We start from the raw sequence: 25,485 nt of genomic DNA on the forward strand, positions 1-25,485 counted from the left end.
AGTATTCATTGCATAATTTTGTACATTGAAAACTAGATAAGTAAGTAAAATTTATGATTTTACCAAGCAAAACCGAGTGAATTAGAGTTTTTTAACAAGCTTTGAATTCAAAAAGAAATAATCGCTAGTGTTCGAAAGAACACTCACAGATTAATAACATTTTGGGTTTTCAACCGACTTGTTCGTGTTGAAAGTCAAAAAAGATTAAGTTATTAAGGGCGCACGGTGGATGCCTTGGCACTAGAAGCCGACGAAGGACGTTACTAACGACGATATGCTTTGGGGAGCTGTAAGTAAGCTTTGATCCAGAGATTTCCGAATGGGGAAACCCAGCACGAGTTATGTCGTGTTATCGATATGTGAATACATAGCATATCTGAAGGCAGACGCGGAGAACTGAAACATCTTAGTACCCGCAGGAAGAGAAAGAAAAATCGATTCCCTGAGTAGCGGCGAGCGAAACGGGAAGAGCCCAAACCAACGAGCTTGCTTGTTGGGGTTGTAGGACACTCTATACGGAGTTACAAAAGAACAGACTAGACGAATCATCTGGAAAGATGAATCAAAGAAGGTAATAATCCTGTAGTCGAAAGTTTGTTCACTCTTGAGTGGATCCTGAGTACGACGGAACACGAGAAATTCCGTCGGAATCTGGGAGGACCATCTCCCAAGGCTAAATACTCTCTAGTGACCGATAGTGAACCAGTACCGTGAGGGAAAGGTGAAAAGTACCCCGGAAGGGGAGTGAAATAGAACTTGAAACCGTGTGCTTACAAGTAGTCAGAGCCCGTTAATGGGTGATGGCGTGCCTTTTGTAGAATGAACCGGCGAGTTACGATTTGATGCAAGGTTAAGCAGTGAATGTGGAGCCGTAGCGAAAGCGAGTCTGAATAGGGCGTTGAGTATTTGGTCGTAGACCCGAAACCAGGTGATCTACCCATGACCAGGTTGAAGTTCAGGTAACACTGAATGGAGGACCGAACCGACTTACGTTGAAAAGTGAGCGGATGAGTTGTGGGTAGCGGAGAAATTCCAATCGAACCTGGAGATAGCTGGTTCTCTCCGAAATAGCTTTAGGGCTAGCCTCAAGTGATGATTATTGGAGGTAGAGCACTGTTTGGACGAGGGGCCCTTATCGGGTTACCGAATTCAGACAAACTCCGAATGCCAATCAATTTAACTTGGGAGTCAGAACGCGGGTGATAAGGTCCGTGTTCGAAAGGGAAACAGCCCAGACCACCAGCTAAGGTCCCAAAATATATGTTAAGTGGAAAAGGATGTGGCGTTGCCCAGACAACTAGGATGTTGGCTTAGAAGCAGCCATCATTTAAAGAGTGCGTAATAGCTCACTAGTCGAGTGACACTGCGCCGAAAATGTACCGGGGCTAAACATATTACCGAAGCTGTGGATTGTCCGTAAGGACAATGGTAGGAGAGCGTTCTAAGGGCGTTGAAGCATGATCGCAAGGACATGTGGAGCGCTTAGAAGTGAGAATGCCGGTGTGAGTAGCGAAAGACGGGTGAGAATCCCGTCCACCGATTGACTAAGGTTTCCAGAGGAAGGCTCGTCCGCTCTGGGTTAGTCGGGTCCTAAGCTGAGGCCGATAGGCGTAGGCGATGGATAACAGGTTGATATTCCTGTACCACCATTATTCGTTTTAAGCGATGGGGGGACGCAGTAGGATAGGCGAAGCGTACGATTGGATTGTACGTCCAAGCAGTGAGATTGAGTGTTAGGCAAATCCGGCACTCTTAAGATTGAGCTGTGATGGGGAGAGGAAATTGTTTCCTCGAGTCGTTGATTTCACACTGCCAAGAAAAGCCTCTAGCTAGAATTGTGGTGCCCGTACCGCAAACCGACACAGGTAGTCAAGATGAGAATTCTAAGGTGAGCGAGCGAACTCTCGTTAAGGAACTCGGCAAAATGACCCCGTAACTTCGGGAGAAGGGGTGCTCTTTAGGGTTAACGCCCAGGAGAGCCGCAGTGAATAGGCCCAAGCGACTGTTTATCAAAAACACAGGTCTCTGCTAAACCGTAAGGTGATGTATAGGGGCTGACGCCTGCCCGGTGCTGGAAGGTTAAGAGGAGTGGTTAGCTTCTGCGAAGCTACGAATCGAAGCCCCAGTAAACGGCGGCCGTAACTATAACGGTCCTAAGGTAGCGAAATTCCTTGTCGGGTAAGTTCCGACCCGCACGAAAGGCGTAACGATTTGGGCACTGTCTCAACGAGAGACTCGGTGAAATCATAGTACCTGTGAAGATGCAGGTTACCCGCGACAGGACGGAAAGACCCCGTGGAGCTTTACTGTAGTCTGATATTGAAATTCGGCACAGCTTGTACAGGATAGGTAGGAGCCTGAGATACGTGAGCGCTAGCTTACGTGGAGGCGTTGGTGGGATACTACCCTCGCTGTGTTGGATTTCTAACCCGCACCATTTATCATGGTGGGAGACAGTGTCAGATGGGCAGTTTGACTGGGGCGGTCGCCTCCTAAAGAGTAACGGAGGCGCTCAAAGGTTTCCTCAGAATGGTTGGAAATCATTCATAGAGTGTAAAGGCATAAGGAAGCTTGACTGCGAGACTTACAAGTCGAGCAGGGTCGAAAGACGGACTTAGTGATCCGGTGGTTCCGCATGGAAGGGCCATCGCTCAACGGATAAAAGCTACCCCGGGGATAACAGGCTTATCTCCCCCAAGAGTTCACATCGACGGGGAGGTTTGGCACCTCGATGTCGGCTCATCGCATCCTGGGGCTGTAGTCGGTCCCAAGGGTTGGGCTGTTCGCCCATTAAAGCGGTACGCGAGCTGGGTTCAGAACGTCGTGAGACAGTTCGGTCCCTATCCGTCGTGGGCGTAGGAAATTTGAGAGGAGCTGTCCTTAGTACGAGAGGACCGGGATGGACATACCTCTGGTGTACCAGTTGTCGTGCCAACGGCATCGCTGGGTAGCTATGTATGGACGGGATAAGTGCTGAAAGCATCTAAGCATGAAGCCCCCCTCAAGATGAGATTTCCCAACTTCGGTTATAAGATCCCTCAAAGATGATGAGGTTAATAGGTTCGAGGTGGAAGCATAGCGATATGTGCAGCTGACGAATACTAATCGATCGAAGACTTAATCAAATTTTAAATGTTTTGTTTGGTTGAATCATATTTTACTTACTATCTAGTTTTGAATGTATAATTTCATACATTTCATTGTCTGGTGACAATGGCAAGGAGGTCACACCTGTTCCCATGCCGAACACAGAAGTTAAGCTCCTTAGCGCCGATGGTAGTCGGACTTACGTTCCGCAAGAGTAGGACGTTGCCAGGCAATTTGATTATTCCACAGTAGCTCAGTGGTAGAGCTATCGGCTGTTAACCGATCGGTCGTAGGTTCGAGTCCTACCTGTGGAGCCATTATGGCCCCGTGGTCAAGCGGTTAAGACACCGCCCTTTCACGGCGGTAACACGGGTTCGAGTCCCGTCGGGGTCATACATATTAGGAGAATTAGCTCAGCTGGGAGAGCATCTGCCTTACAAGCAGAGGGTCGGCGGTTCGAACCCGTCATTCTCCACCATTCTTAATTGAACAGCTTGGAGGGGTAGCGAAGTGGCTAAACGCGGCGGACTGTAAATCCGCTCCTTCGGGTTCGGCAGTTCGAATCTGCCCCCCTCCACCATTAATGGGCTATAGCCAAGCGGTAAGGCAATGGACTTTGACTCCATCACGCGCTGGTTCGAATCCAGCTAGCCCAGCCATTAGAGCCATTAGCTCAGTTGGTAGAGCATCTGACTTTTAATCAGAGGGTCAGTGGTTCGAGCCCACTATGGCTCACTCTTAAGTACTTCTCATATGAGAAGTACTTTTTTTATGTTTTAAATTAATTATCGCTTTGTTGAAATTAAATTTATCATTTTCTTTTTATACAATATTATGATTGAAAATAGTAAAAACAGTGTTTTTATCATCATTTTATTGAATGATAAATCATTAAAGTGGTTTTATATGTAAAAAGAAATGAAATAGCTAAATGTACTGTATTACCCAAGGTTGAAAACTCAAACGCTTTAGATTATTCTAGTAACAAGATAACAACAAAGGGGTTTTATAGATGAACAAAACAGTAGAAATTATAGGTGCACCATCTACATTTGGACAAAGGAAATTAGGGGTAAACCTTGGTCCAGATGCAATACGCTATGCTGGTATAGTAGCAAGAATTGAAGCGATTGGATTAACTGTAAAAGATTCTGGCAATATAAATGTACCAGAACTTAATTTAAATAAATTCAATTCAGAGCAACAAGGACTACGAAATTTAGAGGAAATTATTGAAACATCTGAAACATTAAGTCAGTCTGTTTCCAATAGTATATCAAATAACCATTTTCCATTAATTTTAGGTGGTGACCATTCTATTGCGATTGGTTCTATTTCTGGAGTCAGTAAGCATTATGAAAATTTAGGAGTTATATGGTATGACGCGCATGGAGATTTAAATATACCAGAAGAGTCACCTTCAGGAAACATCCATGGTATGCCTTTAAGAATACTTGCTGGCGATGGGGATGACAAGTTAGTCAACATTGCTAATTATGCGCCCAAAGTAAAACCTGAGAATATCGTTCTCATTGGTATGAGAGACTTGGATGTAGGCGAAAGACAATATATTAAAGACAATAATATTAAAACATATACGATGGCTGAAGTAGATAGATATGGTATTAAACAAGTCATTAAAGAAACAATAGACTACTTGAAAGAAAAAACAGATGGCATTCATCTATCTCTGGATGTTGATGCTTTAGATCCAGTTGAAACACCTGGTACAGGTACTAGAGTATTAGGTGGACTAACTTATCGTGAAAGTCATTTTGCGCTAGAATTTCTACATAATTCTAATTTAGTAACTTCAATGGATCTTGTAGAAGTTAACCCATTAATAGATCATAATAATGATACAGCTGAACAAGCTGTTGGGCTTGTAGGCAGTTTCTTTGGAGAAACGTTATTATAAATAATAAAGCAAACTGATGTAGATGCATTCTACATCCGTTTTCGTTTATTTTAGATAAAAAATAAATACTAAATATGACAGTTAGTGTTATGATTGGTATAATAGGTAACATGGGAACAGATAACCGGAGGAGATGTTATGGATTTATCCAACTTTTTTGACGACTGGAGTACAGTAAAAATTATTGCTAGTGTACTCGATTTACTCATCGTATGGTATGTACTTTATCTTCTCATTACAGTTTTTAAAGGTACCAAAGCCATTCAACTATTAAAAGGTATTGTCGTGATAGTGATTGGCCAACAATTGAGTAAAATGCTTAACTTAACAGCAACATCCCGTTTATTTGATTTAGTTATTCAATGGGGTGTATTAGCATTAATTGTAATATTCCAGCCAGAAATCAGACGTGCCTTAGAACAACTTGGTCGAGGCAGTTTATTCAAACGATATTCTACGAATTTAAATAGTGATGAAGATAAATTAATATCATCTGTGTCAAAAGCTGTACAATATATGGCTAAACGTCGTATAGGTGCTTTGATTGTTTTTGAAAAGGAAACAGGTTTACAGGATTATATTGAAACTGGTATTGCTATGAATTCAGAAATATCACAAGAATTATTAACGAATGTGTTTATACCAAATACGCCATTACACGATGGTGCAATGATTATTCAAGCAAATAAAATTGCAAGTGCAGCAAGTTATTTACCGTTATCTGATAGCGCAAAAATAGCAAAAAGTTTAGGTACAAGACACAGAGCAGCAGTTGGTATCTCAGAAGTATCAGATGCATTTACTGTAGTTGTATCTGAAGAAACGGGTTCGATTTCTGTTACATTTGATGGTAAATTGAGAAAAGATATTTCTAATGAAGCTTTTGAAGAACTACTAGCTGAACATTGGTTTGGCACACACTTTCATGAGAAAGGTGTGAACTAATATGTTAGAAAGTAAATGGGGTTTAAGATTAATCGCATTGATGTTAGCTGTATTATTTTTCTTGTCAGCTAATAACATGTTTGGAAATATTTTTGATGCAGATAACTTAAGTCAAAAATCATCTGAAACTATTCAAGATGTGCCAGTTCAAGTGAAATACAATAATAAAGAACTTTATGCAAGTGAAGTTCCAAATAAAGTAGATGTTGAAATTTCTGGACCACAATCACAAGTTTTAAAAGCAGAAAATGGTGAAAACATTAGAGCTATTTTAGATCTTAGTGGTGAAAAAGCTGGTAAACATACAGCTCAATTTAAAATTAATGGATTAAACAAAGATATTGATTACACAGTGAAACCAAAAGAAACAACTGTTTCACTGGAAGAAAAAGTAAGTAAAACATTTAAAATTGAACCAGATGTAAGTAATAATGATTTGAATTCTAACTATAAAATAAGTGAACAAAGCGTTTCACCTGATACAGTTAAAGTTACAGGTGGACAAAAGCAACTAGATAAAATCGCTTATTTAAAAGCTACTTATAAAAACAAAAGTAAAGTTTCAAAAGACACTACAGACGTTGCGAAAATAACAGCATTTGATAGAAACTTAAACAAAATTGATGTTTCAATTGACCCTAATGAAGTCAATTTAAGTGTTAAAGTAGAAGAGTATAGTAAAAAAGTAAAAGTGAAAATGAAATCTGTTGGTTCGCTTTCAAATGGACAAGAAGTTAAAGATATTAAATTAGATGATAACGAAGTTGAAATCTATGGTAACAAAGACGACTTAGATGACATTGATGAAATTACTGCAAGAATTAATTTGGATGGCGTTTCAGATACAACTGAGAAAAAGGTAGATTTCCAAGTTCCAGATAAGGTCACAAAAGTTAGTCCGAAAGATACCACTGCAAAAATAACAGTTAAATAGATTTTTAAAATAAAGGAGATATATATAATGGCAAAATATTTTGGTACAGATGGCGTAAGGGGCGTTGCAAATAAAGAATTAACGCCAGAACTTGCGTTTAAATTAGGACGCTATGGTGGCTATGTTTTAGCACATAATGAAGGTGAAAAGCATCCTAAAGTACTAGTAGGTAGAGATACACGTGTTTCTGGTGAAATGCTAGAATCTGCTTTAATTGCTGGATTGATTTCTATTGGTGCAGAGGTTATGCGTTTAGGTGTTATTTCAACACCTGGTGTGGCTTATTTAACACGTGAAATGGAGGCTGATCTTGGTGTAATGATTTCAGCTTCTCATAATCCAGTACCAGACAATGGGATTAAATTCTTTGGTTCTGATGGATTTAAATTATCAGATGATCAAGAACAAGAAATCGAACATTTATTAGATCAAGATAACCCTGATTTACCAAGACCGGTTGGCGAAGACATCGTACATTACTCAGACTACTTTGAGGGCGCGCAAAAATATATTAGTTATTTAAAATCGACTGTAGACGTTGATTTAGCAGGTATGAAAATTGCACTAGATGGTGCACATGGTTCCACTTCATCACTTGCACCATTTCTATTTGGTGACTTAGAAGCTGATACAGTAACAATTGGATGTAATCCTAACGGTTATAATATTAATCAAGAAGTAGGATCAACACATCCTGAATCACTTGCTAAAGTCGTTGTAGAATCTGAGTGTGATTTTGGATTAGCCTTTGATGGTGATGGTGATAGATTAATTGCTATCGATGAAAAGGGAAATATCGTAGATGGTGATCAAATTATGTTTATTATTGGTCAAGCTATGAGTAAGAATCAGGAATTAAATAATAATATGATTGTTTCTACAGTTATGAGTAACTTAGGTTTCTATAAAGCACTTGAGAATGAAGGTATCCAATCAAATAAAACAAAAGTTGGAGATCGTTATGTTGTTGAGGAGATGAGACGTGGTAACTATAATCTTGGTGGAGAGCAATCAGGTCATATTGTATTAATGGATTATAATACAACGGGTGATGGCTTGTTAACAGGTGTACAACTTGCAAGTATCATTAAAATGACTGGTAAAAGCTTGAGTCAACTTACAAGTCAAATGAAGAAATATCCTCAATCATTAGTCAACGTTCGTGTTACTGATAAATATCGTGTTGAAGAGAATATAGATGTACAGGAAATAATGACTAAGGTTGAAGTTGAAATGAATGGAGAAGGCCGTATCTTAGTAAGACCATCAGGTACAGAACCCCTTGTTCGTGTAATGGTTGAAGCTGCGACAGATGAGGATGCGCAACGTTATGCCAATACAATTGCTGAAGTAGTCCAAGATAAAATGGGCTTAGACAATTAATATATTTTAAAGGAAAGAGACTGAGACATAAATAGATGCCTCAGTCTCTTTCTTAATAGAGTAGTAGATGTTATTGTATTGAAAATAGTTTAATATTATATAAGCTAAGGCACATGTATAAGACTACTAGAATGATTAATGATTACATGAGCTAAGCTCATGCATAAGAACTACTAGAATGATTAAGGATTACACGAGCTAAGCTCATGCATAAGAACTACTAATTCACATAAAATGTGAAAGTAGTTCTAAAAAGTGGCTCTAAAAATAATTTTGATATAAAAAAGCACGAATAGGCTGAATTAAGCTTATCCGTGCTTTTTTAATTATAGATTAATTTTACAATACATTATATTCTTTTACTATTTCTGAAGTTAATTGATCATCTGTTTTAGCAAATGATTTCAAGAAGCCTTCTACACCATGTTTATCAATGTACTCATTTTTTTCAACTGTTTCTTGATCATTGGTATCATCATATTTTAATAATAATGCCGCTGTTTTGATGAGTGCATCATGTTTCAAATTATTTTGGTATAAATAAGATAGTGGTTTAATGATTCTATCTTGTGGTCCGATTTTACGCATAGTGCCTCGTCCAACACGTGTTACTTCGTCTGATAAATTAGGGTTTTTGAAACGACCAATGATTTTATCAACGTATTGAGCTTGTTCACTTTCTGTAAAATTGAATTGTGTTGTAATATATTGACTTGTTTCTTTTAGAACATTTTCTAAACCATGTCTAATATTATCATCATTAACAGCATCTAATATTGTTGGTTGGCCATAAAATCTACCTGCATAAGCAAGATAAGCATGACCAGTGTTAACAGTGAGTAATTTACGTTCAATGTATGGCGTTAAATTGTCTACATATTTAATATGATCTAATTCTGGACCAAACCAAGCATCTTTTTCAATTACCCATTCGTAAAATGGTTCAACGATAACATCTAAAAGATTGTCATTTGTTTGTAAAGGAACGATGCGATCGACAGCAGAGTTTGCAAAGTGAATATGATCACCTAAAGGACCAGTGATATCTAAAATGGCATCTTTTAATGTATTTGTGGCCATTATTGCATTTTCACAAGCAACAATATTAACTGGCGTCTCTTTTTCCTTTAAATAAGGTGCAAATGATTTTGCAATAATAGGCAAGATATTAACGCCTACAGCAGTAGTAATTAAATCTGCTTCTAATACGGCTTGTTTTAGGCTTTCAGAAGGGCCACCTGAATTAATTGCATCGACATTATGCACACGTGTAGTTGTTTTTGCTTCATCTGCTAGGATGACATCATATTGATGTTCTTTATCTAAAGCATTTATAATTTCTTCGTTCACATCAGCAAAAGTAACTTTTACATCGTTATCCGCAAGAATATATCCAATAAAACCACGACCAATATTACCTGCACCAAAGTGTAATGCTTTCATTATGCTTCAGCCTCCTCAAAGACTTGTTTGATTTCTTCAGCAGATGATGCATTAATAATACGATCAACGTTTTCTTCTTCACTAAAAGTAATCGCAATTTTAGAAAGTAAATCTAAATGTTCGCCATCTTTACCAGCAATACCTACGACAACTTTAACTTCTTCACCTTCCCAATCGACACCTTCAGGAATTTGAATTAAAGTTAGACCAGATTTTAATACGCTTGTTTTAGCTTCATCTGTACCGTGTGGAATGGCTAAACCATTACCCATAAATGTAGATACAACTTGTTCACGATCTTTCATAGCTTGAATATAATCTTCAGTCACTGCACCGCTAGATACTAAGGCATGACCTGCTTTTTCAATAGCTTCGTTTTGATCCTTTACTGTTTGGTTAATAAAAATGTTTTCATTGCTAAATAATTCGCTCATTGTCTTCACTCCATATTTAATAAATTTTGTAATTGTATCAGATAACTTTGCTTCAATAAAACTTGAAGTTGTTCGGGTCTTTCCATAAATCCATCGATATTATCAAGATGCCCTACCATTTTTCCAGATATTTCACTTACCAATTGAGACATGGTGTCATCGGGAGGTACAAACATATTTAATAAATATCTCACGGATTGATTGCCATTTTGATTACTTTTAAGCACAATAGGCTCATTTAAAATCGTTATAAGTATGAATGGTTTTTTGATGATATCATTTTTTAAATGAGGTATAGCGATAGGGTAGGGTTCTAAAACAAACCCTTGACTGTCCATATGTTGCTTAATAAGTTCAGCGAATGACGGCCCATCCGTAATAATTTGATGTGATAATAATGTTGATGTTAAATACTGACTCCAATCTGATACCATTGTGTAGTCAATATTTACCGAATCGATAATTTCTAAACCTTTTCGTATATAATTTAGTTTGTCTTCAGGATTTAAAATATTATGATGCTTCGGTTCAATAGCTTGATGCTTAAATTGATGTTGCTGTGTATTTAAGAACGCTGCAACATGATTGATATCTGCATCAGGTAGTAGGGGATTTACTGTAATATAAGGGGTTGTAATATCGATATCTACAGTAGAAATAATTGCATCAAATTGTGATGTATCCATTTTTTTTAAATCACCCACAGAAGCCTGTGTAGTTTTTTGGATTTCGCTAAAGGTTTGTTGCAAACGCGTAGCAAGTAAACGACTCGTACCTATACCACTACTACATACGACCAGCACATTATATAAGTGAGCACCTTGGCTTTGAATAGCGCCGCCAAAATGTAAAACAATAAATGCAATTTCACTATCTGGAAATGTAAAATCTGGCCAAGTTTGTAATAAGGCGCGATGTACACTTTCAAATAATCGCGGATATTTGTGCTTAATCATTTCAGTTAATGGATTATATGTTTCAATATTGGCATTTAATCTATTAATAGCTGGAATGATATGCAATTTTAAACCTTCGCTTAAAGTTTCAGTATCTTTAAATGTTTGGTGTGAAAAATGCGTGACTGACTGTATGAATTTTTCGATTTTTGATTCATCTTTACTGTCTTTAAATACTTCTGCAGATTCTTTTCGTTTTGCGCCGCGGAGGTGAATCGTAATAAAAGTCACTTCGGCTTGATTAAACTGAACCCCGTATATATGCTCAAGATGTAGTGCAAGCGCTTGTGCCACCTCATGTTCAAATGAATCTTTAACACTTTGATAAATATCGTCGTTCAATGCAACATACTGACCATTTAACATCCGATCAATACTTAAGACGATATGCACTGTAAGGGTTAAATAACTAGACTCAGTCAATGAGTAGGGCAATTGATCGAGATGGTCCATAAGAATTCGTTCAATTTGGAAAATCTTATCCATATCTACCATAGCTAGTTGGGATTGATTAATAGATTGATAAACAAAGTGATTTTCGATTACGGAATAAACACTGGTACTATTTAGGTTATTGACCATTAATTGACTTAATAATTCACGTTTTTTAGATTCTGCGCCATGTAATTGAATACCTTCTCCACGTTTTTTGTGTAAACGTAATTGATATAAATCAAGTTCCACATCGAGCTCATCTAAGAGTTTCGTTAGTGTTTGATTCGATACACCAATTTCTTGTGCCAATCCATATTGTTTAATAGGGGTATCAGATTGTATCAATGCATAAAAATGATTACTTTTTGTTCTTCTTGTGATAAATCTATGGTGTTTTCATGCAATAAGGCATGTTTCAGTGAAGATAGAGCACCTTCACTTGTATTGAGTTGTATGCCTTTTTTTGTGACGCGCTCTAATGCTATATCAAAATTAGATAGGAACGATTCAATTGATTTTAATTCTCTATGAATAGTACGAGAGGATACAGCTAAGTTTTGAGCAATGTCGTAAATTGTGACATATTGACCGTGATATTTAATTAACATTTCGATAATTTCTTTTTCACGTGTACTCAAAAACATAGCCATACCCTCCAGTATTGTTCTATATAGTGATTATTTATTATTTAAGATTTTCAAGTAATTCATCATATCTAGGAGAGTTTAAGAAATTATCTACAGAGATATGGATTGCATTTGGAACTTGTTTGATTGCTCTGTCAGTAAGTTTCTTCTGAGTGATAACAAGTTGTGCATCGCTAGGCAATTGATTGATTGCAGTATTTGTAACATTTACATCTTGGATGCCTGCTTTTTTAAATTTATTACGTAACATACTTGCACCCATAGCACTTGATCCCATACCAGCGTCACAAGCAAATATAACATGATTCACTTTACTATAATCATGTGCGTCTACATTTTCAGTATCATAATTATCTAACAATGCTTCTTCTGATTGTTCTTCATTATTTTCTGAAGTTGAAGTAGAAGCGGTAGTTGAAGTTGCATTATTATCTTCATTCCCTTTTAGCTTAGAAGATACACTTAATTTTTTCCCTTTTGAAGCTTCCATTTTTTCGGTAGCTGCTTCTAAGTCTTCTTCAGGCTCTTTTGTGAATTTCAAAATAAGTGCTGCCACGATAAATGATACGATTGCTGCTAAGAGTACACCAAGCACCATGTGTAAGAATTCACCTTTAGGCGCGTTCAACATATAAACGATGAATGAACCAGGTGAGGCAGGACTCTTGAAGCCGAAATCAAGTAATGAATAAGTTGCCACACCAGTCATACCACCTAAGATTACAGCGATAAATAATAAAGGACGCATTAATACGTATGGGAAGTAAATTTCATGAATACCACCTAAGAAGTGGATAATCCCTGCGCCATATGATGTTGCTTTTGCTGTACCTTTACCAAAAATCATATAAGCAACTAAAATACCAAGACCAGGTCCAGGGTTAGATTCAATTGTGTATAAGATAGATTGTCCAGCAGATGCTGCTTGATCTGCACCAAGTGGTGTGAAAACCCCATGGTTAATTGCATTGTTCAAGAAGACAATCTTAGCAGGTTCAACGATAATACTTACTAATGGAAGTAAATGTGCATGTACCAATGCTTCAACAGCAAGTGACAAGATATGCATAATAAATTCCATAATTGGAGCTAATATTTTAAATCCAACAATAGTCATGATGAATCCTAAGATACCAGCTGAGAAATTATTGAATAACATCTCAAAACCTTGTGGTGTTCTAGGTTGAATAAACTCATCTGTTTTCTTCATTAACCAACCTACAAGTGGTCCCATAATCATAGCACCAAGTAACATTGGTGTATCAGGTAATGCTACGATAACACCCATAGTTGCAACAGCAGCAATAATACCACCGCGCATTTCGTGAATTAAACGACCACCACTATATGCAATAAGCAAGGGAATTAAATATGAAATCATAGGTCCAGCTAATTCACTTAAATCTTTATTAGGCCACCAACCACCATCAATAAAGATTGCAGCGATAAAGCCCCATGCGATAAATGCACCGATATTCGGCATAATCATACTACTTAAAAATGAACCAAATGCCTGTACCTTACGTCCAAGACCTTTGTTTTCTTGCGTCTCTGTTTGTGACATAGAATTGCACCTCTTTTTCTCTTTTTATTTATAACTTTATTGTATGGGGGTACAGGGGAATAAACAATAGAAAGTAATTTCAAATTTGTCACAGTATCTTTGACAAGTTTGTGAATATAACTGGACACTTCATAAATATGGATATTACATGTTAAATGTCACAGATTAAGCACAAAGTTATTTTGTAAATAAATTGTTAATAAATTATTTGCATTAAGTAATAAGAACATTGTACAATTAATAATATTGATAGGAAGGAGGACAGTTTAAGCGTTAGTTCAATTAAAGCGCCTGTACAAGTGAAGAGGTTATGTGTTTGTAATTTAAGGTTTATAACAGAAATCTTAATAGACACGATAATCGAAGTTTGTAGACGAGGAGGGTAGTTATCGAACCATCGGCGGATGCTATCCCGGATGTGGCTCATTCGTTAACTTATTAAGGAAAACATTAGGGTAACCTGGTGCACAAAGTTAATAAGATAGCCAAAAATTAAATATAAAAATATACGGTGAATGAGATAACCATTGCCATCAAGGTATTTTCAATTTCTATATGATAAATATAGGGATAAGTCTGCCTTCGATGGTTTATATTAAATTGGACAGGTTCGAATTCGCTAGAAGTTCAATTATCTCTTCACCATTAAATTGGAGGAAATTTTAAAATGTGTGGAATTGTTGGATATATTGGGCAAGATAATGCCAAAGAATTATTATTAAAAGGTTTAGAAAAATTAGAATATAGAGGTTACGACTCAGCTGGTGTAGCAGTGGTAAATGATGAAGGTACTTCAGTATTCAAAGCAAAGGGTCGTATCGCAGAATTAAGAAAAGTTGCAGATAGTGAAGCTACTGACGGTAATGTAGGTATTGGTCATACACGTTGGGCTACACATGGTGTGCCAAATTATGAAAATTCACATCCGCATCAATCAACGACGGAACGTTTTACATTAGTTCATAATGGTGTAATTGAAAATTATGAAGAATTAAGAAACGAATACTTATCAGATGTATCATTTATTTCTGAAACAGATACAGAAGTCATTGTTCAACTTGTAGAATATTTCTCAAATAGTGGCCTTGATACAGAAGCAGCATTTACAAAAGTTGTTTCACTATTAGACGGTTCATACGCTTTAGGATTAATTGATAATGAAGATAAAGATACAATTTATGTAGCTAAAAATAAATCACCATTATTAATCGGTGTAGGTGATGACTTTAACGTTATTGCATCAGATGCAATTGCTATGTTACAAGTTACAAATCGTTATAAAGAAATTCATGACCATGAAATCGTTATTGTTAAACGTGACGAAGTCATTATCAAAAATCAAAAGGGTCAAGTTCAAGAAAGAGAAGCATATACTGCACAAATAGATGCAGCAGACGCAGAAAAAGGCGTTTATGATCACTATATGTTAAAAGAAATTCACGAACAACCTGCAGTGATGCGTCGTATTATCCAAGAGTACCAAGATGAAGAGGGTAACTTGAAGATGGATCCAGAAGTGATTAAAGATGTTGCCGAAGCAGATCGTATCTATATCATTGCTGCCGGAACAAGCTATCATGCTGGTTTAGTAGGTAAAGAATTTATTGAAAAATGGGCTGGTGTCCCTACAGAAGTGCATGTTTCTTCTGAGTTTGTATATAATACACCTTTACTTTCTGAGAACCCACTATTTATCTACATTTCTCAATCAGGAGAAACAGCAGATAGCCGTGCCGTGCTTGTTGAAACAAACCGCTTAGGTCATAAATCATTAACAATCACTAATGTAGCTGGTTCAACATTATCACGTGAATCAAATCATACATTATTGTTACATGCAGGTCCTGAAATTGCAGTAGCATCTACTAAAGCTTATACAGCACAAATTGCAGTATTATCTATCTTGTCACAAATCGTTGCTAAAGAGCATGGTAAAGATGTTGATGTAAGTTTATTACGTGAATTAGCAAAAGTAACAACTGCAATCGAAACAATCGTAGATGATGCAGATATTATGGAACAAATTGCAACAGATTTCTTAAAAACAACGCGTAATGCGTTCTTTATCGGTCGTACTGGAGACTACAATGTCAGTTTAGAAGGCGCATTAAAATTAAAAGAAATTTCGTACATTCAAGCTGAAGGATTTGCTGGTGGTGAATTAAAACACGGTACGATTGCTTTAATTGAAGAAGGTACACCAATTATTGCACTTGCTACACAAGAAAGAGTCAACTTGTCTATTCGTGGTAACGTTAAAGAAGTAGTTGCACGTGGTGCAAACCCATGTATTATTTCAATGGATGGCTTGAACAAAGAAGGCGATTCATATGTTATTCCACATGTGCACGAACTATTAACTCCATTAGTTTCAGTTGTTGCATTACAATTGATTTCATACTATGCAGCATTACACAGAGATTTAGATGTTGATAAACCACGTAACTTAGCTAAATCAGTAACAGTTGAATAAAGAGCATATGATTAACAGCTAATTAGTAGTGCTATTGTAATATCTAATTTAAATGCATGAAATCATATATTGTATAAATAGGGCAAGAATGAAATCAAACTTAAAGTTTTGATTTCATTCTTGTTCTTTTTTTATAATAAAAACATATGACTTTGATTTATATTTCAGTGATATACAGTGCAATAGGCAGTATATTGAGAACTAAATGTTTGAGGTATGTAGTTAAATGATAGTTATTGTGGATTAATCATGAATTGTATTGTTTTAAATGAGTAGCACTAATATAAATCAGCGATAACGATTACAATCAAATTTGAACTTTAATTATTATATAAATCAAAATATTTTTAAAATGTTATTATGTTTATTATGCTTATCATCATAACTAGATAAACTTTAAAAGTGAGTTGAATATAGTGGAAAAACCTAAAATTTATTCTATGGCTTTTGGAAAAGTATACGATTTATTAATTAAAAAAGTAGAGAAAAAGGATAGAACCAAACAAGAAGCGGATGAAATTATAAGATGGATGACAGGTTACACGCAATCAGAGATTGATCGCTTGGTTGCGGATGGGACAAATTATGAAACATTTATAAATCAAGCGCCTAACTTAAATCCAGAGTGAACAAAAATAACGGGTGTCATTTGTGGTGTACGTGTAGAAAATATGGAAGCCTCCGTTATGAAAGAAATTAGATATTTAGATAAAATGATAGATGAACTGGCAAAAGGAAAGGCATTGGATAAAATATTTAGACAACACAAATGATCGAATAAAGGTGATTTGTTAAGTCATGTTAGAAATTGCATAAGAGAAAAGGGGTATAACATGTTAATTGACTTGAAAAATATATCACGTAGAAAACAAGGTAAGGAAATCATTAAAAATGTGAGCTGGCAAATTAACGAAGGTGAAAAATGGATGCTTTATGGCCTAAATGGTGCTGGTAAGACAACATTGCTAAACATATTAAACGCCTACGAACCAAATACTGCTGGAACGATAAACTTATTTGGCATGCAACCAGGAAAAGTGGGCTATTCTGCTGAAACAGTCAGAGATTACATAGGGTTTGTTTCAAATAGTTTAATGGATCGTTTTCAAGATGGCGAATTGGTGCGAGATGTTGTAATTAGTGGCATATTTAATTCCATAGGTGTATTTAAAACTATAGAACCACATCATATTGAATTGGCACAACAATATTTAGAACAAATGGGAATGCGTGATTTTGAGTCAAAATACTATGGTTATCTATCTACAGGAGAACGTCAAAAGGTACTTATTGCTCGTGCGCTGATGGGTCACCCCAAATTACTTATTTTAGATGAACCAGCATCTGGCTTAGATTTTATAGCACGAGAAGATCTGTTACAAGCGCTCGAAAAATTGTACCAACAACAACCTGAATTAGCTGTTATATATGTGACGCATTTTATTGAAGAGATTACACAAGATATACAAAAAGGCTTTTTACTGAAGCAAGGTAAGAATTATAAACAAGGTAATATTAAAGATATTTTAAATAGTGATGTTATGAGCAACTTTTTTAATAGAAATGTCAATGTACGCTATCAAAATCAACGCTACGCACTATTTATGAATAATGTGTAGATTGCACATTAGCATAGTTAATGCCATAATTTAAGATGATCATATGTGATGGAGGATTATATAAAAATGGATAATGTTAAGGCAATATTTTTAGATATGGATGGCACGATTTTACATAAAGATAATCGTGTTGATTTAGAAACAACAGAAGTTATTCAACAATTAAGAGATAAGGGATATAAAGTCTTTTTAGCAACAGGTCGTGCACATAATGAAATACATTATCTTGTTCCTGAATCATTTGCAGTCGATGGTATTATTAGTTCAAATGGTACTTTAGGAATGGTTAAGGATAGCGTTTTATTTAAGCACAGCTTGTCTTACAACGCTGTAATTGACATTGTACAACGCGCACAACAAGAGGCAATCTATTATGAAATATTCCCATTTGACAGTAATCGTATTGTTTTACAGGAAGATAAAGCATGGGCAAATGCATTATTTGAACCAGCAACGCCACCGGGTGATGTAGGTGTTTCCGAATGGTCTTCTCGAAAAGCTTCGCTCGTTGATAAGGTGGATTGGGAAACAAGTATACCTGAAAAATCATTTTCAAAAATTTATTTATTTTCACCAGATATTGAAAAAATAACAAACTTTAGAAATAACTTATTAAAAGATCAAGATAAGTTACAAATTAGTGTGTCTAATTCTTCACGTTGTAATGCTGAAACGATGGCATATCGTATTGATAAAGGGACGGGTATAAAAGAAATGATTGAGCATTTCGGCATCGCGCAACAAGAAACATTAGTGATTGGAGATAGTGACAATGATAGAGCTATGTTTGTATTTGGTCATTATACTGTCGCTATGAAAAATGCACGTCCTGAAATTCAAGCTCTAGCAGATGATGTGACTGATGATACTAATGAAGATAATGGTGCAGCACGTTATTTAAAAGCACGTTTTTTACAAGATTAAATGATAGGCATAGAGAAAATAAGGTAGTCATCTAATGGCTAAATGAAAAAGAGTCCGGGACATCTATTTTTGTCCCAGACTCTTTTTGCATCTGCGTGATTATTTTTCGAATGATATTACTTGTCAGTTTTATTTAGATTGTTTTTTAAATCTGATGTTTCATCTTTGACTTTGTCTTGCATGTTTTCAGATTGCTCAGTAACATTCGATTTTGTCTTTTCAGTTGTATTCGTTACACTGTTGCTTGTTTTAGATTGCTTACTTTCTAGTTCATTATCTATAGGTTGTTTTGACTTTTTATTTTTCTTAACTTTTGTAGTTTCAATGCTTTCACCATTACGATTATAGTACTGAATAATCGCTAATATATTTGTATAGTAAACGATTAATCTAATGATAATCACAATGACTGTAACAATGTAAATAATTACCATTGCTAATGTTTGAGACATACTACCAGTAAATATAGCAACCAATTGACTAATTGGATTAGCAAGTAGGATGACGATTAAATTTAGTAATAATAAACCAAGGTAGAATTTGAACCAAGTTTTTTGACCATTTTTAATGCCTTTAAATCCTCTTTTTACTGATGACCATGCACCATTACTAGGTTCTTTAACAAAAGCTAAAGTATAATTGATTGCGATAATCGCTAAGAACCAGTAAATGAATGATTGAATAAATAATACGATTGTTGCTGCGACAATTTGGTAAGCAAGAGACCATCCAAGTGCATGATCAGAACTACTTAATGGTCCTTGTAATGCTGAAAATAGTTGAACGATTCCTAAATTTAGTACTTTTGAAACTAGTAAATTAAGTAACAATGCGATAATAACAAAAACTAAAGTAAATAAAGAAAATTTTAATCCTTTTAAGTATTTGCCTTTTTTAAATGTTGAAAATAAATCTTTGAAATTTACCTTGTCTTTATTTAAAGCTTTGTCTATAGTGTAGATAGTTCCAGCTATTAATGGGTAACCAATAAATATAAATACGATTAATGGTATGAGTATTGCAAGTACAAGTGAAAATATGGCGCCACCGATAGGTTGTTGCATAGCCATTGCCATTAACAATTTATAAATAGCGGGTTGTACTGGCATAAATGTCAGGACTGTTAAAGCAAACAATATTATAAAACTTACAATTGTGAACATTAAAATTTTAGCATTTTGGGGTTTTGCATTTTGTAATGCTAATTTATGAAATTTAAACAAATTTTAAGCACTCCTTTTTAGTCATAAACATACGATATCAAAAATTTGATAATTTTAAAATTAATAGGTAACAAATTGGCAATAAAATGTTAAAATGTCCTAATGAGAAAAAGTTGAAAGGAGATATCATCATGAAATTTGCAATAATTACTGATGTTCATGGAAATTTTGATGCATTAGAAACTGTTTTAGATGATATTGATAGAAGAGAAGATATCAATAAGATATTTAACCTGGGTGATAATATCGGGGTTGGACATGAAACGAATAAAGTACTTGATGAAATTTTTGACAGAGATGATATGGAAATCATCGCGGGTAATCATGATGAAGCGGTGATGTCGATAGTGAATGACACACCTTATCCTGAAGACTTAAAAGACAAATTTTACGAACATCACCAATGGATTGAAAGTCATTTAGATGAAGATTATTACGACAGATTAAATGAACTACCACGTGTGATTGAAAAAACATTTAATCAAAAAAAAGTGCTGTTTATTCATTATGAAATACCAAATGAACAATTAACTACACCGATTGATGGTCAACCATATAGTCCAATTGTGGAACCTAGTGAAGAAAACATAAAAGCTTTGTTTGAAGATAAACAAGCAGATTTAATCGTGTTTGGTCACAACCACACTGTACATTTATATGATGATAAATCTACAGTTTATTTTAATCCGGGCTCTGTAGGTCTTAATAATGGTGCATATGCAGTTTATGGTATTGTAACGATTGATGAAAATGAATTTTCAATTGAACGTGTTAAAGTCCCATATGACAATGAAGAATTTATAAGAGGATTTGACGAGAAACAAGTACCAGCTAAAGCGCTGATATTTGATAAATTTTTATAAACACGTAATTTAAACCTATATATGCTGTATATAGGGGTAGACTATCAATAATGAAATCCCAAGTAGTGATTAATATTAGAAGTAGTAGAAATGCTAAATTATACTAAAGAAGCGAGCATGCGAAATCGACTTTGACTTTCGTACACTCGCTTTTTTTAATTTGTTTAATTGGTCAAGATTTTTAATGATCATGTGCATGATTGTGTGCAGTAGTTTTATATATAGATGAACATAACGTCTCATCGTCATGTTGGTGATCTTTGGTTTCTAACTGAATCGTCATATGTTGAATATTCAATTGTTGTAGTTTGTGTTCTATTTTATTTAACAATTGCTCACCTTGAGCTACTGACATCTCATGAGGGACAACAGCGTGACAACTTAATGCATTTAATTCATTAGATATTGTCCAAATGTGACAATCATGTACGCTTTGGATTGCATCCTCTTCCTTAATAGTGGCAATGACTTCAGACATATTTATATCGATAGGTGTACCTTCCATTAAAATGTTTAATGAAGACTTTGTAATGCCCCAACTACTTTTAATAATTAGCAGTGACACAATGATACTAGCTATTGGGTCAGCTATCGTTAAATTTAAAGTCCATATGAGTATCGCAGCGATAATAGCTCCAACAGAACCTAAAAGGTCTCCCATAACATGTAAGAAAGCACCACGCATATTAATGTTATGCGATGTATCGCCACCTCTAAACATTAATAAAGCAACAATGATGTTGACTATCAGGCCAGTAACGCTGATGATAAACATTTCAGTCGATTGTACTTCTACTGGATTAAAGAATCTTTCAATAGCTTCAATAATGATAATGATACCAATGACAAAAAGTGTTACGCCATTAAAAAGTGCAGCTAAAATTTCGAACCTTTTATACCCAAAAGTTTTATTTTTATTTGCATATTTTTCGGCATAGATAAAAGCAAGGAGTGCGACACCAAGTGAAATTGTATCACTAAACATGTGTAAACCATCCGAAAGTAAAGCCAAACTATTTGCTAAAAAACCACCGATTATTTCGACAATCATAAAACTACCAATAATTAAAAAGCTGATAAGCAATATTTTTTTATTATTAGTGTGTACATGACCGTGAGCATGATTATGTTCGTGATGTTCTGACATATGAATATCCACCTTTCAATTATTGTTTATGTGAGGCATGATGAATTGCTTGTTTTATTAAAGTAGTCACATGCGTATCATCTATTTGATAAATCATAGATTGCCCATGGCGATTCGATTTCACTAAATGTGCTTGTTTAAGAATACGTAATTGATGTGAAACATTTGATTGGCTTAAATTTAAAGTGTGTGCGATGTGACCTACACTACATTCGCCTTGAATCAAAAGGTGCATGATACGTAGGCGATTACCTTCGCTTAACGCTTTAAAAATATCGGTGACATATGTTACCGTTTGTTCATTAATTGATTCCGCCATATCTACTAACCTCATTTCTTCACATTAATATATGAATATTTGTTCATATATTAATATAATTTTGTTGAATAGTCAATGTTCAAAGCACAATAGTTTTAAAAATATGTAGAAGTGTTAAAATGAATTTAAGATTTTATTGAAGGAGGCTATATAATGAGTACATTAGTTATAGGTGCAAACGGTGGCGTAGGTCAATATTTAGTAAATCAATTAAAAGAAAGTGGCGAATCATTTGTCGCAGGTGTTAGAAAAGAAGAACAAGTGCAAGCTTTAGAAGACAATGGTGTGAAAGCGACATTGATTGATGTTGAAGCTGATGATATTGAAACGTTAACTCAAAAGTTACAAGGATTCGATAAAATTGTATTTTCAGTAGGATCAGGTGGTAGCACTGGTGCAGATAAAACAATTAGCGTAGATTTAGACGGCGCTATCAAATCAATTAAAGCCAGTGAAGCAAACCATGTAAAACAATATGTCATGGTGTCTACTTATGATTCTAGAAGAGAAGCTTTTGATGCAAGTGGTGATTTGAAACCATACACGATCGCGAAACATTATGCAGATGAATATCTTAAACAAGCGGATGTAGGTTATACAATTGTGCATCCGGGTATATTGTTAAATGATTCTGGCATAAACAAATTTGCAGCAGATGCATTTTTCGAAGATAAAGGTTCAATTCCACGCGAAGATGTTGCTTCAGTCATTAAAGAAGTACTTGCAACGGATGATTATATAAATACTGAATTTCAAGTTGTGAGCGGTGAACAATCAATCGAAGACGCATTAGACCAGTTTAAAAATAAATAAAATATAATTAAATAAAGAACCAATTTACATGATGGTGTAAATTGGTTCTTTTTTGTTAGAAATAATTGCTTTTTTAAGCAAATTACGAGCGAAAATTTGATACAATAAATTATATCGCTTGGAGGTTAATATGAATATTTCAAACCCAAAAATATATGAACAAGTTGCAGATATCATTTTAGAAAATATTAAATCTGAGGATTATCAGGTTGGTGATAAATTACCGTCTATCCAAAAATTAAGTAAGCAATTTGGAGTAAGCACAGCGTCAGTGAGGGAAGCGTTGAATGCACTGAGAACGATAGGCGTAATAGAAATGAAACAAGGATATGGTACTTTTATCAAACAAATTGAGCCTACTTTTTTTGAATTTGGGGACAAATTCAATTCTTTAGTTCAAATAAAAGAATTATTAGAACTCAGAGAAATTGTTGAAAGTGCAACAGTAGCAAATGCTGCACGATACCGTAATAAAGCAGATTTAGAAAAGCTAGCGACAGCATTGTCTGTGATGGGGGAAGCAGTAATTGATGGCACTTCAGGAGAAAAAGCAGATTTAGAATTCCACCTTGCAATCGCACATGCAGCTCAAAATTCATTATTAGTAGAGTTATTAAATAACATATCAGAACTTATGCAAAATTCAATGGAAGAAACTAGAAAAATATTTATCTATGATAAACAAAAAACAATGACTAAATTACTCGAAGAACACGAGATGATTTATCATGCCATTTTAGAGCAGGATGATAAGACAGCAGTTAAAGCCATGCAATCTCACTTACTCGAAGTAAAACAAACCATATTAGCTAACTTCAAAGAAACATAATAAAAAAAGCGCCATTTCACATGATAATATGAAAAGGTGCTTTTATCATGTTGTGTGGATTTTAGTAATTTTAGAGCAAGGTACTTATACATACATGAAATAGTGTCCAATAGTCAGCGTATTTTACATCTACTACTAAATAGAAAAGGGGCCTAAGACACCTATTTATGTCTCAGACCCCTAATAGCAAATTTTATAATTTGAAAAAGTAATCAGCTTTTCCAAATAATCATAAATTAATACAATACCTTATATGTAAAAACTCTATATCTAATTATAAAGTCAATTAGATTGTATTGGCAAGTCCAAACAAGAAAAATTTCCGGCGATAATATAATCGTTCATTAAAATGATTCGTCATGTGATTGTACAAAATAGAATGAACTACCAATTTAAATGGGTCGTTGATATAATAATAAGTGATTTTAAATATATTGAAATACGCGTATAGTCATTTATACTCTCAGTAATTATGTGATACAATCACACTAGTTCTGTAAAAAAAGATGAATTTAAATGAGAACATTCACTTAAAAAATATAATTTTAAATATGATTACAACTTAAGAATTTGGAGGTGCGATGAATGCCGTTATTTTTAAAACCAATTTTTCATGAAAAAATATGGGGTGGCAGTCGATTAAAAGAATTTGGATATGATTTACCCAGTGATTATATCGGAGAAGTTTGGGGGATTTCAGCACATCCAAATGGCAAATGTGAAATATTAAACGAACCATATCGTGGGCAAACACTAGATCAAGTATGGGATGAACATCGAGAACTATTTGGTGATTTTCCGAGCCAAGAATTTCCATTAATGACTAAAATTGTAGATGCCAGAGAATCTTTATCTGTACACGTACATCCAGATGATGCGTATGCATATGAAAATGAGAATGGACAATATGGTAAGTCTGAATGTTGGTATATTATAGATGCTGAAGAAGACGCTGAAATTATATATGGATTAAATACCCAATCGAAAGAAACAGCAATTGACAAGATTGATGAAGCGGATTACGATTCGTTATTTAATAAAGTGAAAGTTAAAGCGGGAGAATTCTATTTTATACCTGCTGGAACGATTCATTCTATTGGCGCAGGTGTACTTGTTTACGAAACGATGCAATCATCTGATGTGACTTATCGTGTGTTTGACTATGACCGTGCACAAGATTCAGGCGATAAACGCGAATTAAATCAAGTTAAAGCGAAAGAAGTAATTGAAATCGCAAATGAAAGTATTAATATACCAACAGATACTGAAATCATTGAAAATCATAAACGTACACAACTTGTTTCTAATGACTTTTTTACAATTGTAAAATGGAACATTTCAGGTACATTAAATTATATGAAACCAAGAGAGTTTGTATTGATTTCTGTGCTCAAAGGTGAAGGTCAAGTCATTATTGATGGTGAAGTATTCGATTTAGTACAAGGACAGAATTTTATATTAACGTCTGATGATTTAGATACAATATTTGAAGGTCAGTATGAATTGATTGTAAGTTACTTATAGAGATA

General features: G+C 35.0%; 17 protein-coding genes, 6 tRNA genes, 2 rRNA genes and 2 pseudogenes. 20 read left to right on the forward strand and 7 right to left on the reverse strand.

Annotated features, from left to right (window positions below):
• The first annotated feature begins 202 nt into the window (after positions 1–202).
• The 12 genes from ACM6UH_RS04555 to glmM all read left to right on the forward strand — a co-directional run bounded on the left by ACM6UH_RS04555 (position 203) and on the right by glmM (position 8,267).
• A 23S ribosomal RNA gene (locus ACM6UH_RS04555) occupies positions 203–3,125 on the forward strand.
• 78 nt (positions 3,126–3,203) lie between these two features.
• Positions 3,204–3,318 (forward strand): 5S ribosomal RNA (gene rrf / locus ACM6UH_RS04560).
• 11 nt (positions 3,319–3,329) lie between these two features.
• A tRNA-Asn gene (locus ACM6UH_RS04565) sits at positions 3,330–3,404 on the forward strand.
• A gap of 4 nt (positions 3,405–3,408) precedes the next feature.
• A tRNA-Glu gene (locus ACM6UH_RS04570) sits at positions 3,409–3,480 on the forward strand.
• A gap of 9 nt (positions 3,481–3,489) precedes the next feature.
• Positions 3,490–3,565, forward strand: a tRNA-Val gene (locus tag ACM6UH_RS04575).
• 18 nt (positions 3,566–3,583) lie between these two features.
• Positions 3,584–3,667: transfer RNA gene (locus tag ACM6UH_RS04580), tRNA-Tyr, on the forward strand.
• A gap of 4 nt (positions 3,668–3,671) precedes the next feature.
• A tRNA-Gln gene (locus ACM6UH_RS04585) sits at positions 3,672–3,746 on the forward strand.
• A 3-nt stretch (positions 3,747–3,749) separates the two neighbouring features.
• A tRNA-Lys gene (locus ACM6UH_RS04590) sits at positions 3,750–3,822 on the forward strand.
• A gap of 277 nt (positions 3,823–4,099) precedes the next feature.
• Positions 4,100–5,005 carry an arginase gene (rocF, locus tag ACM6UH_RS04595; protein WP_047503353.1) on the forward strand — a complete coding sequence of 302 codons (906 nt, stop codon included), beginning with the start codon at positions 4,100–4,102 and terminating at the stop codon, positions 5,003–5,005.
• Between the two features lie 138 nt (positions 5,006–5,143).
• A complete protein-coding gene (cdaA, locus tag ACM6UH_RS04600; protein ID WP_011302634.1) occupies positions 5,144–5,950 on the forward strand; it encodes a diadenylate cyclase CdaA in 807 nt (268 codons plus the stop codon).
• A 1-nt stretch (position 5,951) separates the two neighbouring features.
• Positions 5,952–6,884 carry a CdaR family protein gene (locus ACM6UH_RS04605; RefSeq protein ID WP_069793518.1) on the forward strand — a complete coding sequence of 311 codons (933 nt, stop codon included), beginning with the start codon at positions 5,952–5,954 and terminating at the stop codon, positions 6,882–6,884.
• Positions 6,885–6,911: 27 nt separating this feature from the next.
• Complete coding sequence (gene glmM, locus ACM6UH_RS04610) at positions 6,912–8,267, forward strand: phosphoglucosamine mutase (RefSeq protein WP_002482671.1); 1,356 nt, start codon at positions 6,912–6,914, stop codon at positions 8,265–8,267.
• A gap of 339 nt (positions 8,268–8,606) precedes the next feature.
• Here glmM and ACM6UH_RS04615 read toward each other — a convergent pair whose 3' ends face one another.
• The 4 genes and pseudogenes from ACM6UH_RS04615 to ACM6UH_RS04630 all read right to left on the reverse strand — a co-directional run bounded on the left by ACM6UH_RS04615 (position 8,607) and on the right by ACM6UH_RS04630 (position 13,746).
• Entirely contained in the window at positions 8,607–9,710 is a 1,104-nt protein-coding gene (locus ACM6UH_RS04615; RefSeq protein WP_011302636.1) for a mannitol-1-phosphate 5-dehydrogenase, read from the reverse strand.
• Positions 9,710–10,144, reverse strand: coding sequence for a PTS sugar transporter subunit IIA (locus ACM6UH_RS04620; RefSeq protein ID WP_002482673.1), 435 nt, complete (start codon positions 10,142–10,144; stop codon positions 9,710–9,712). The genes ACM6UH_RS04615 and ACM6UH_RS04620 overlap by 1 nt, the downstream gene beginning before the upstream one ends.
• 5 nt (positions 10,145–10,149) lie before the next feature.
• Positions 10,150–12,179 (reverse strand): annotated as a pseudogene (locus tag ACM6UH_RS04625) (BglG family transcription antiterminator).
• Between the two features lie 40 nt (positions 12,180–12,219).
• Entirely contained in the window at positions 12,220–13,746 is a 1,527-nt protein-coding gene (locus tag ACM6UH_RS04630) for a PTS mannitol transporter subunit IICB (protein ID WP_433912004.1), read from the reverse strand.
• Between the two features lie 667 nt (positions 13,747–14,413).
• Between ACM6UH_RS04630 and glmS the strand changes: the two genes are divergently transcribed.
• The 4 genes and pseudogenes from glmS (at position 14,414) to ACM6UH_RS04650 (ending at position 18,762) form a co-directional block, all read left to right on the forward strand.
• Positions 14,414–16,219, forward strand: coding sequence for a glutamine--fructose-6-phosphate transaminase (isomerizing) (gene glmS / locus ACM6UH_RS04635; protein ID WP_061050513.1), 1,806 nt, complete (start codon positions 14,414–14,416; stop codon positions 16,217–16,219).
• Between the two features lie 416 nt (positions 16,220–16,635).
• A pseudogene (locus ACM6UH_RS04640) lies at positions 16,636–16,992 on the forward strand (DUF2200 domain-containing protein).
• Between the two features lie 60 nt (positions 16,993–17,052).
• Entirely contained in the window at positions 17,053–17,838 is a 786-nt protein-coding gene (locus tag ACM6UH_RS04645) for an ABC transporter ATP-binding protein (protein WP_011302641.1), read from the forward strand.
• Positions 17,839–17,904: 66 nt separating this feature from the next.
• Positions 17,905–18,762: an HAD family hydrolase gene (locus ACM6UH_RS04650; RefSeq protein ID WP_061050514.1), complete on the forward strand. Its 858-nt coding sequence runs from the start codon at positions 17,905–17,907 to the stop codon at positions 18,760–18,762.
• 116 nt (positions 18,763–18,878) lie between these two features.
• Here the strand turns inward: ACM6UH_RS04650 and ACM6UH_RS04655 are convergent, their stop codons facing one another.
• The gene (locus ACM6UH_RS04655; protein WP_061050515.1) at positions 18,879–19,985 is read right to left on the reverse strand and encodes a hypothetical protein; all 1,107 of its coding nucleotides are present in this window, start codon (positions 19,983–19,985) and stop codon (positions 18,879–18,881) included.
• Between the two features lie 131 nt (positions 19,986–20,116).
• Here ACM6UH_RS04655 and ACM6UH_RS04660 point away from each other — a divergent pair, with 131 nt between their 5' ends.
• Positions 20,117–20,848 (forward strand): metallophosphoesterase family protein, encoded by a 732-nt coding sequence (locus tag ACM6UH_RS04660; RefSeq protein WP_011302643.1) that lies wholly within the window; start codon positions 20,117–20,119, stop codon positions 20,846–20,848.
• A gap of 181 nt (positions 20,849–21,029) precedes the next feature.
• On the opposite strand, the gene czrB is transcribed toward ACM6UH_RS04660, so the two are convergent.
• On the reverse strand, positions 21,030–21,995 hold the full coding sequence (gene czrB / locus ACM6UH_RS04665; protein ID WP_047503333.1) for a CDF family zinc efflux transporter CzrB: 966 nt from the start codon (positions 21,993–21,995) through the stop codon (positions 21,030–21,032).
• 19 nt (positions 21,996–22,014) lie between these two features.
• Positions 22,015–22,314, reverse strand: coding sequence for an ArsR/SmtB family transcription factor (locus ACM6UH_RS04670; protein WP_011302645.1), 300 nt, complete (start codon positions 22,312–22,314; stop codon positions 22,015–22,017).
• 153 nt (positions 22,315–22,467) lie between these two features.
• Here ACM6UH_RS04670 and ACM6UH_RS04675 point away from each other — a divergent pair, with 153 nt between their 5' ends.
• The 3 genes from ACM6UH_RS04675 to ACM6UH_RS04685 all read left to right on the forward strand — a co-directional run bounded on the left by ACM6UH_RS04675 (position 22,468) and on the right by ACM6UH_RS04685 (position 25,480).
• Entirely contained in the window at positions 22,468–23,127 is a 660-nt protein-coding gene (locus tag ACM6UH_RS04675) for an NAD(P)-binding oxidoreductase (protein WP_011302646.1), read from the forward strand.
• A gap of 130 nt (positions 23,128–23,257) precedes the next feature.
• The gene (locus tag ACM6UH_RS04680) at positions 23,258–23,956 is read left to right on the forward strand and encodes a FadR/GntR family transcriptional regulator (RefSeq protein ID WP_002482685.1); all 699 of its coding nucleotides are present in this window, start codon (positions 23,258–23,260) and stop codon (positions 23,954–23,956) included.
• Positions 23,957–24,541: 585 nt separating this feature from the next.
• Positions 24,542–25,480 carry a type I phosphomannose isomerase catalytic subunit gene (locus ACM6UH_RS04685; RefSeq protein WP_002482686.1) on the forward strand — a complete coding sequence of 313 codons (939 nt, stop codon included), beginning with the start codon at positions 24,542–24,544 and terminating at the stop codon, positions 25,478–25,480.
• Positions 25,481–25,485 lie beyond the last annotated feature (5 nt).

The sequence above is a fragment of the Staphylococcus sp. LKG4-2 genome (assembly GCF_050955665.1).
Taxonomy (GTDB): Bacteria; Bacillota; Bacilli; order Staphylococcales; family Staphylococcaceae; genus Staphylococcus; species Staphylococcus saprophyticus.

What these genes read in the sequence shown, in the direction of transcription:
- rocF (WP_047503353.1), top strand. Translation starts at nt 4,100, where the DNA reads ATGAACAAAACAGTAGAAATTATAGGTGCACCATCTACATTTGGACAA.
- cdaA (WP_011302634.1), top strand. Translation starts at nt 5,144, where the DNA reads ATGGATTTATCCAACTTTTTTGACGACTGGAGTACAGTAAAAATTATT.
- ACM6UH_RS04605 (WP_069793518.1), top strand. Translation starts at nt 5,952, where the DNA reads ATGTTAGAAAGTAAATGGGGTTTAAGATTAATCGCATTGATGTTAGCT.
- glmM (WP_002482671.1), top strand. Translation starts at nt 6,912, where the DNA reads ATGGCAAAATATTTTGGTACAGATGGCGTAAGGGGCGTTGCAAATAAA.
- ACM6UH_RS04615 (WP_011302636.1), bottom strand. Translation starts at nt 9,710, where the DNA reads ATGAAAGCATTACACTTTGGTGCAGGTAATATTGGTCGTGGTTTTATT.
- ACM6UH_RS04620 (WP_002482673.1), bottom strand. Translation starts at nt 10,144, where the DNA reads ATGAGCGAATTATTTAGCAATGAAAACATTTTTATTAACCAAACAGTA.
- ACM6UH_RS04630 (WP_433912004.1), bottom strand. Translation starts at nt 13,746, where the DNA reads ATGTCACAAACAGAGACGCAAGAAAACAAAGGTCTTGGACGTAAGGTA.
- glmS (WP_061050513.1), top strand. Translation starts at nt 14,414, where the DNA reads ATGTGTGGAATTGTTGGATATATTGGGCAAGATAATGCCAAAGAATTA.
- ACM6UH_RS04645 (WP_011302641.1), top strand. Translation starts at nt 17,053, where the DNA reads ATGTTAATTGACTTGAAAAATATATCACGTAGAAAACAAGGTAAGGAA.
- ACM6UH_RS04650 (WP_061050514.1), top strand. Translation starts at nt 17,905, where the DNA reads ATGGATAATGTTAAGGCAATATTTTTAGATATGGATGGCACGATTTTA.
- ACM6UH_RS04660 (WP_011302643.1), top strand. Translation starts at nt 20,117, where the DNA reads ATGAAATTTGCAATAATTACTGATGTTCATGGAAATTTTGATGCATTA.
- czrB (WP_047503333.1), bottom strand. Translation starts at nt 21,995, where the DNA reads ATGTCAGAACATCACGAACATAATCATGCTCACGGTCATGTACACACT.
- ACM6UH_RS04670 (WP_011302645.1), bottom strand. Translation starts at nt 22,314, where the DNA reads ATGGCGGAATCAATTAATGAACAAACGGTAACATATGTCACCGATATT.
- ACM6UH_RS04675 (WP_011302646.1), top strand. Translation starts at nt 22,468, where the DNA reads ATGAGTACATTAGTTATAGGTGCAAACGGTGGCGTAGGTCAATATTTA.
- ACM6UH_RS04680 (WP_002482685.1), top strand. Translation starts at nt 23,258, where the DNA reads ATGAATATTTCAAACCCAAAAATATATGAACAAGTTGCAGATATCATT.
- ACM6UH_RS04685 (WP_002482686.1), top strand. Translation starts at nt 24,542, where the DNA reads ATGCCGTTATTTTTAAAACCAATTTTTCATGAAAAAATATGGGGTGGC.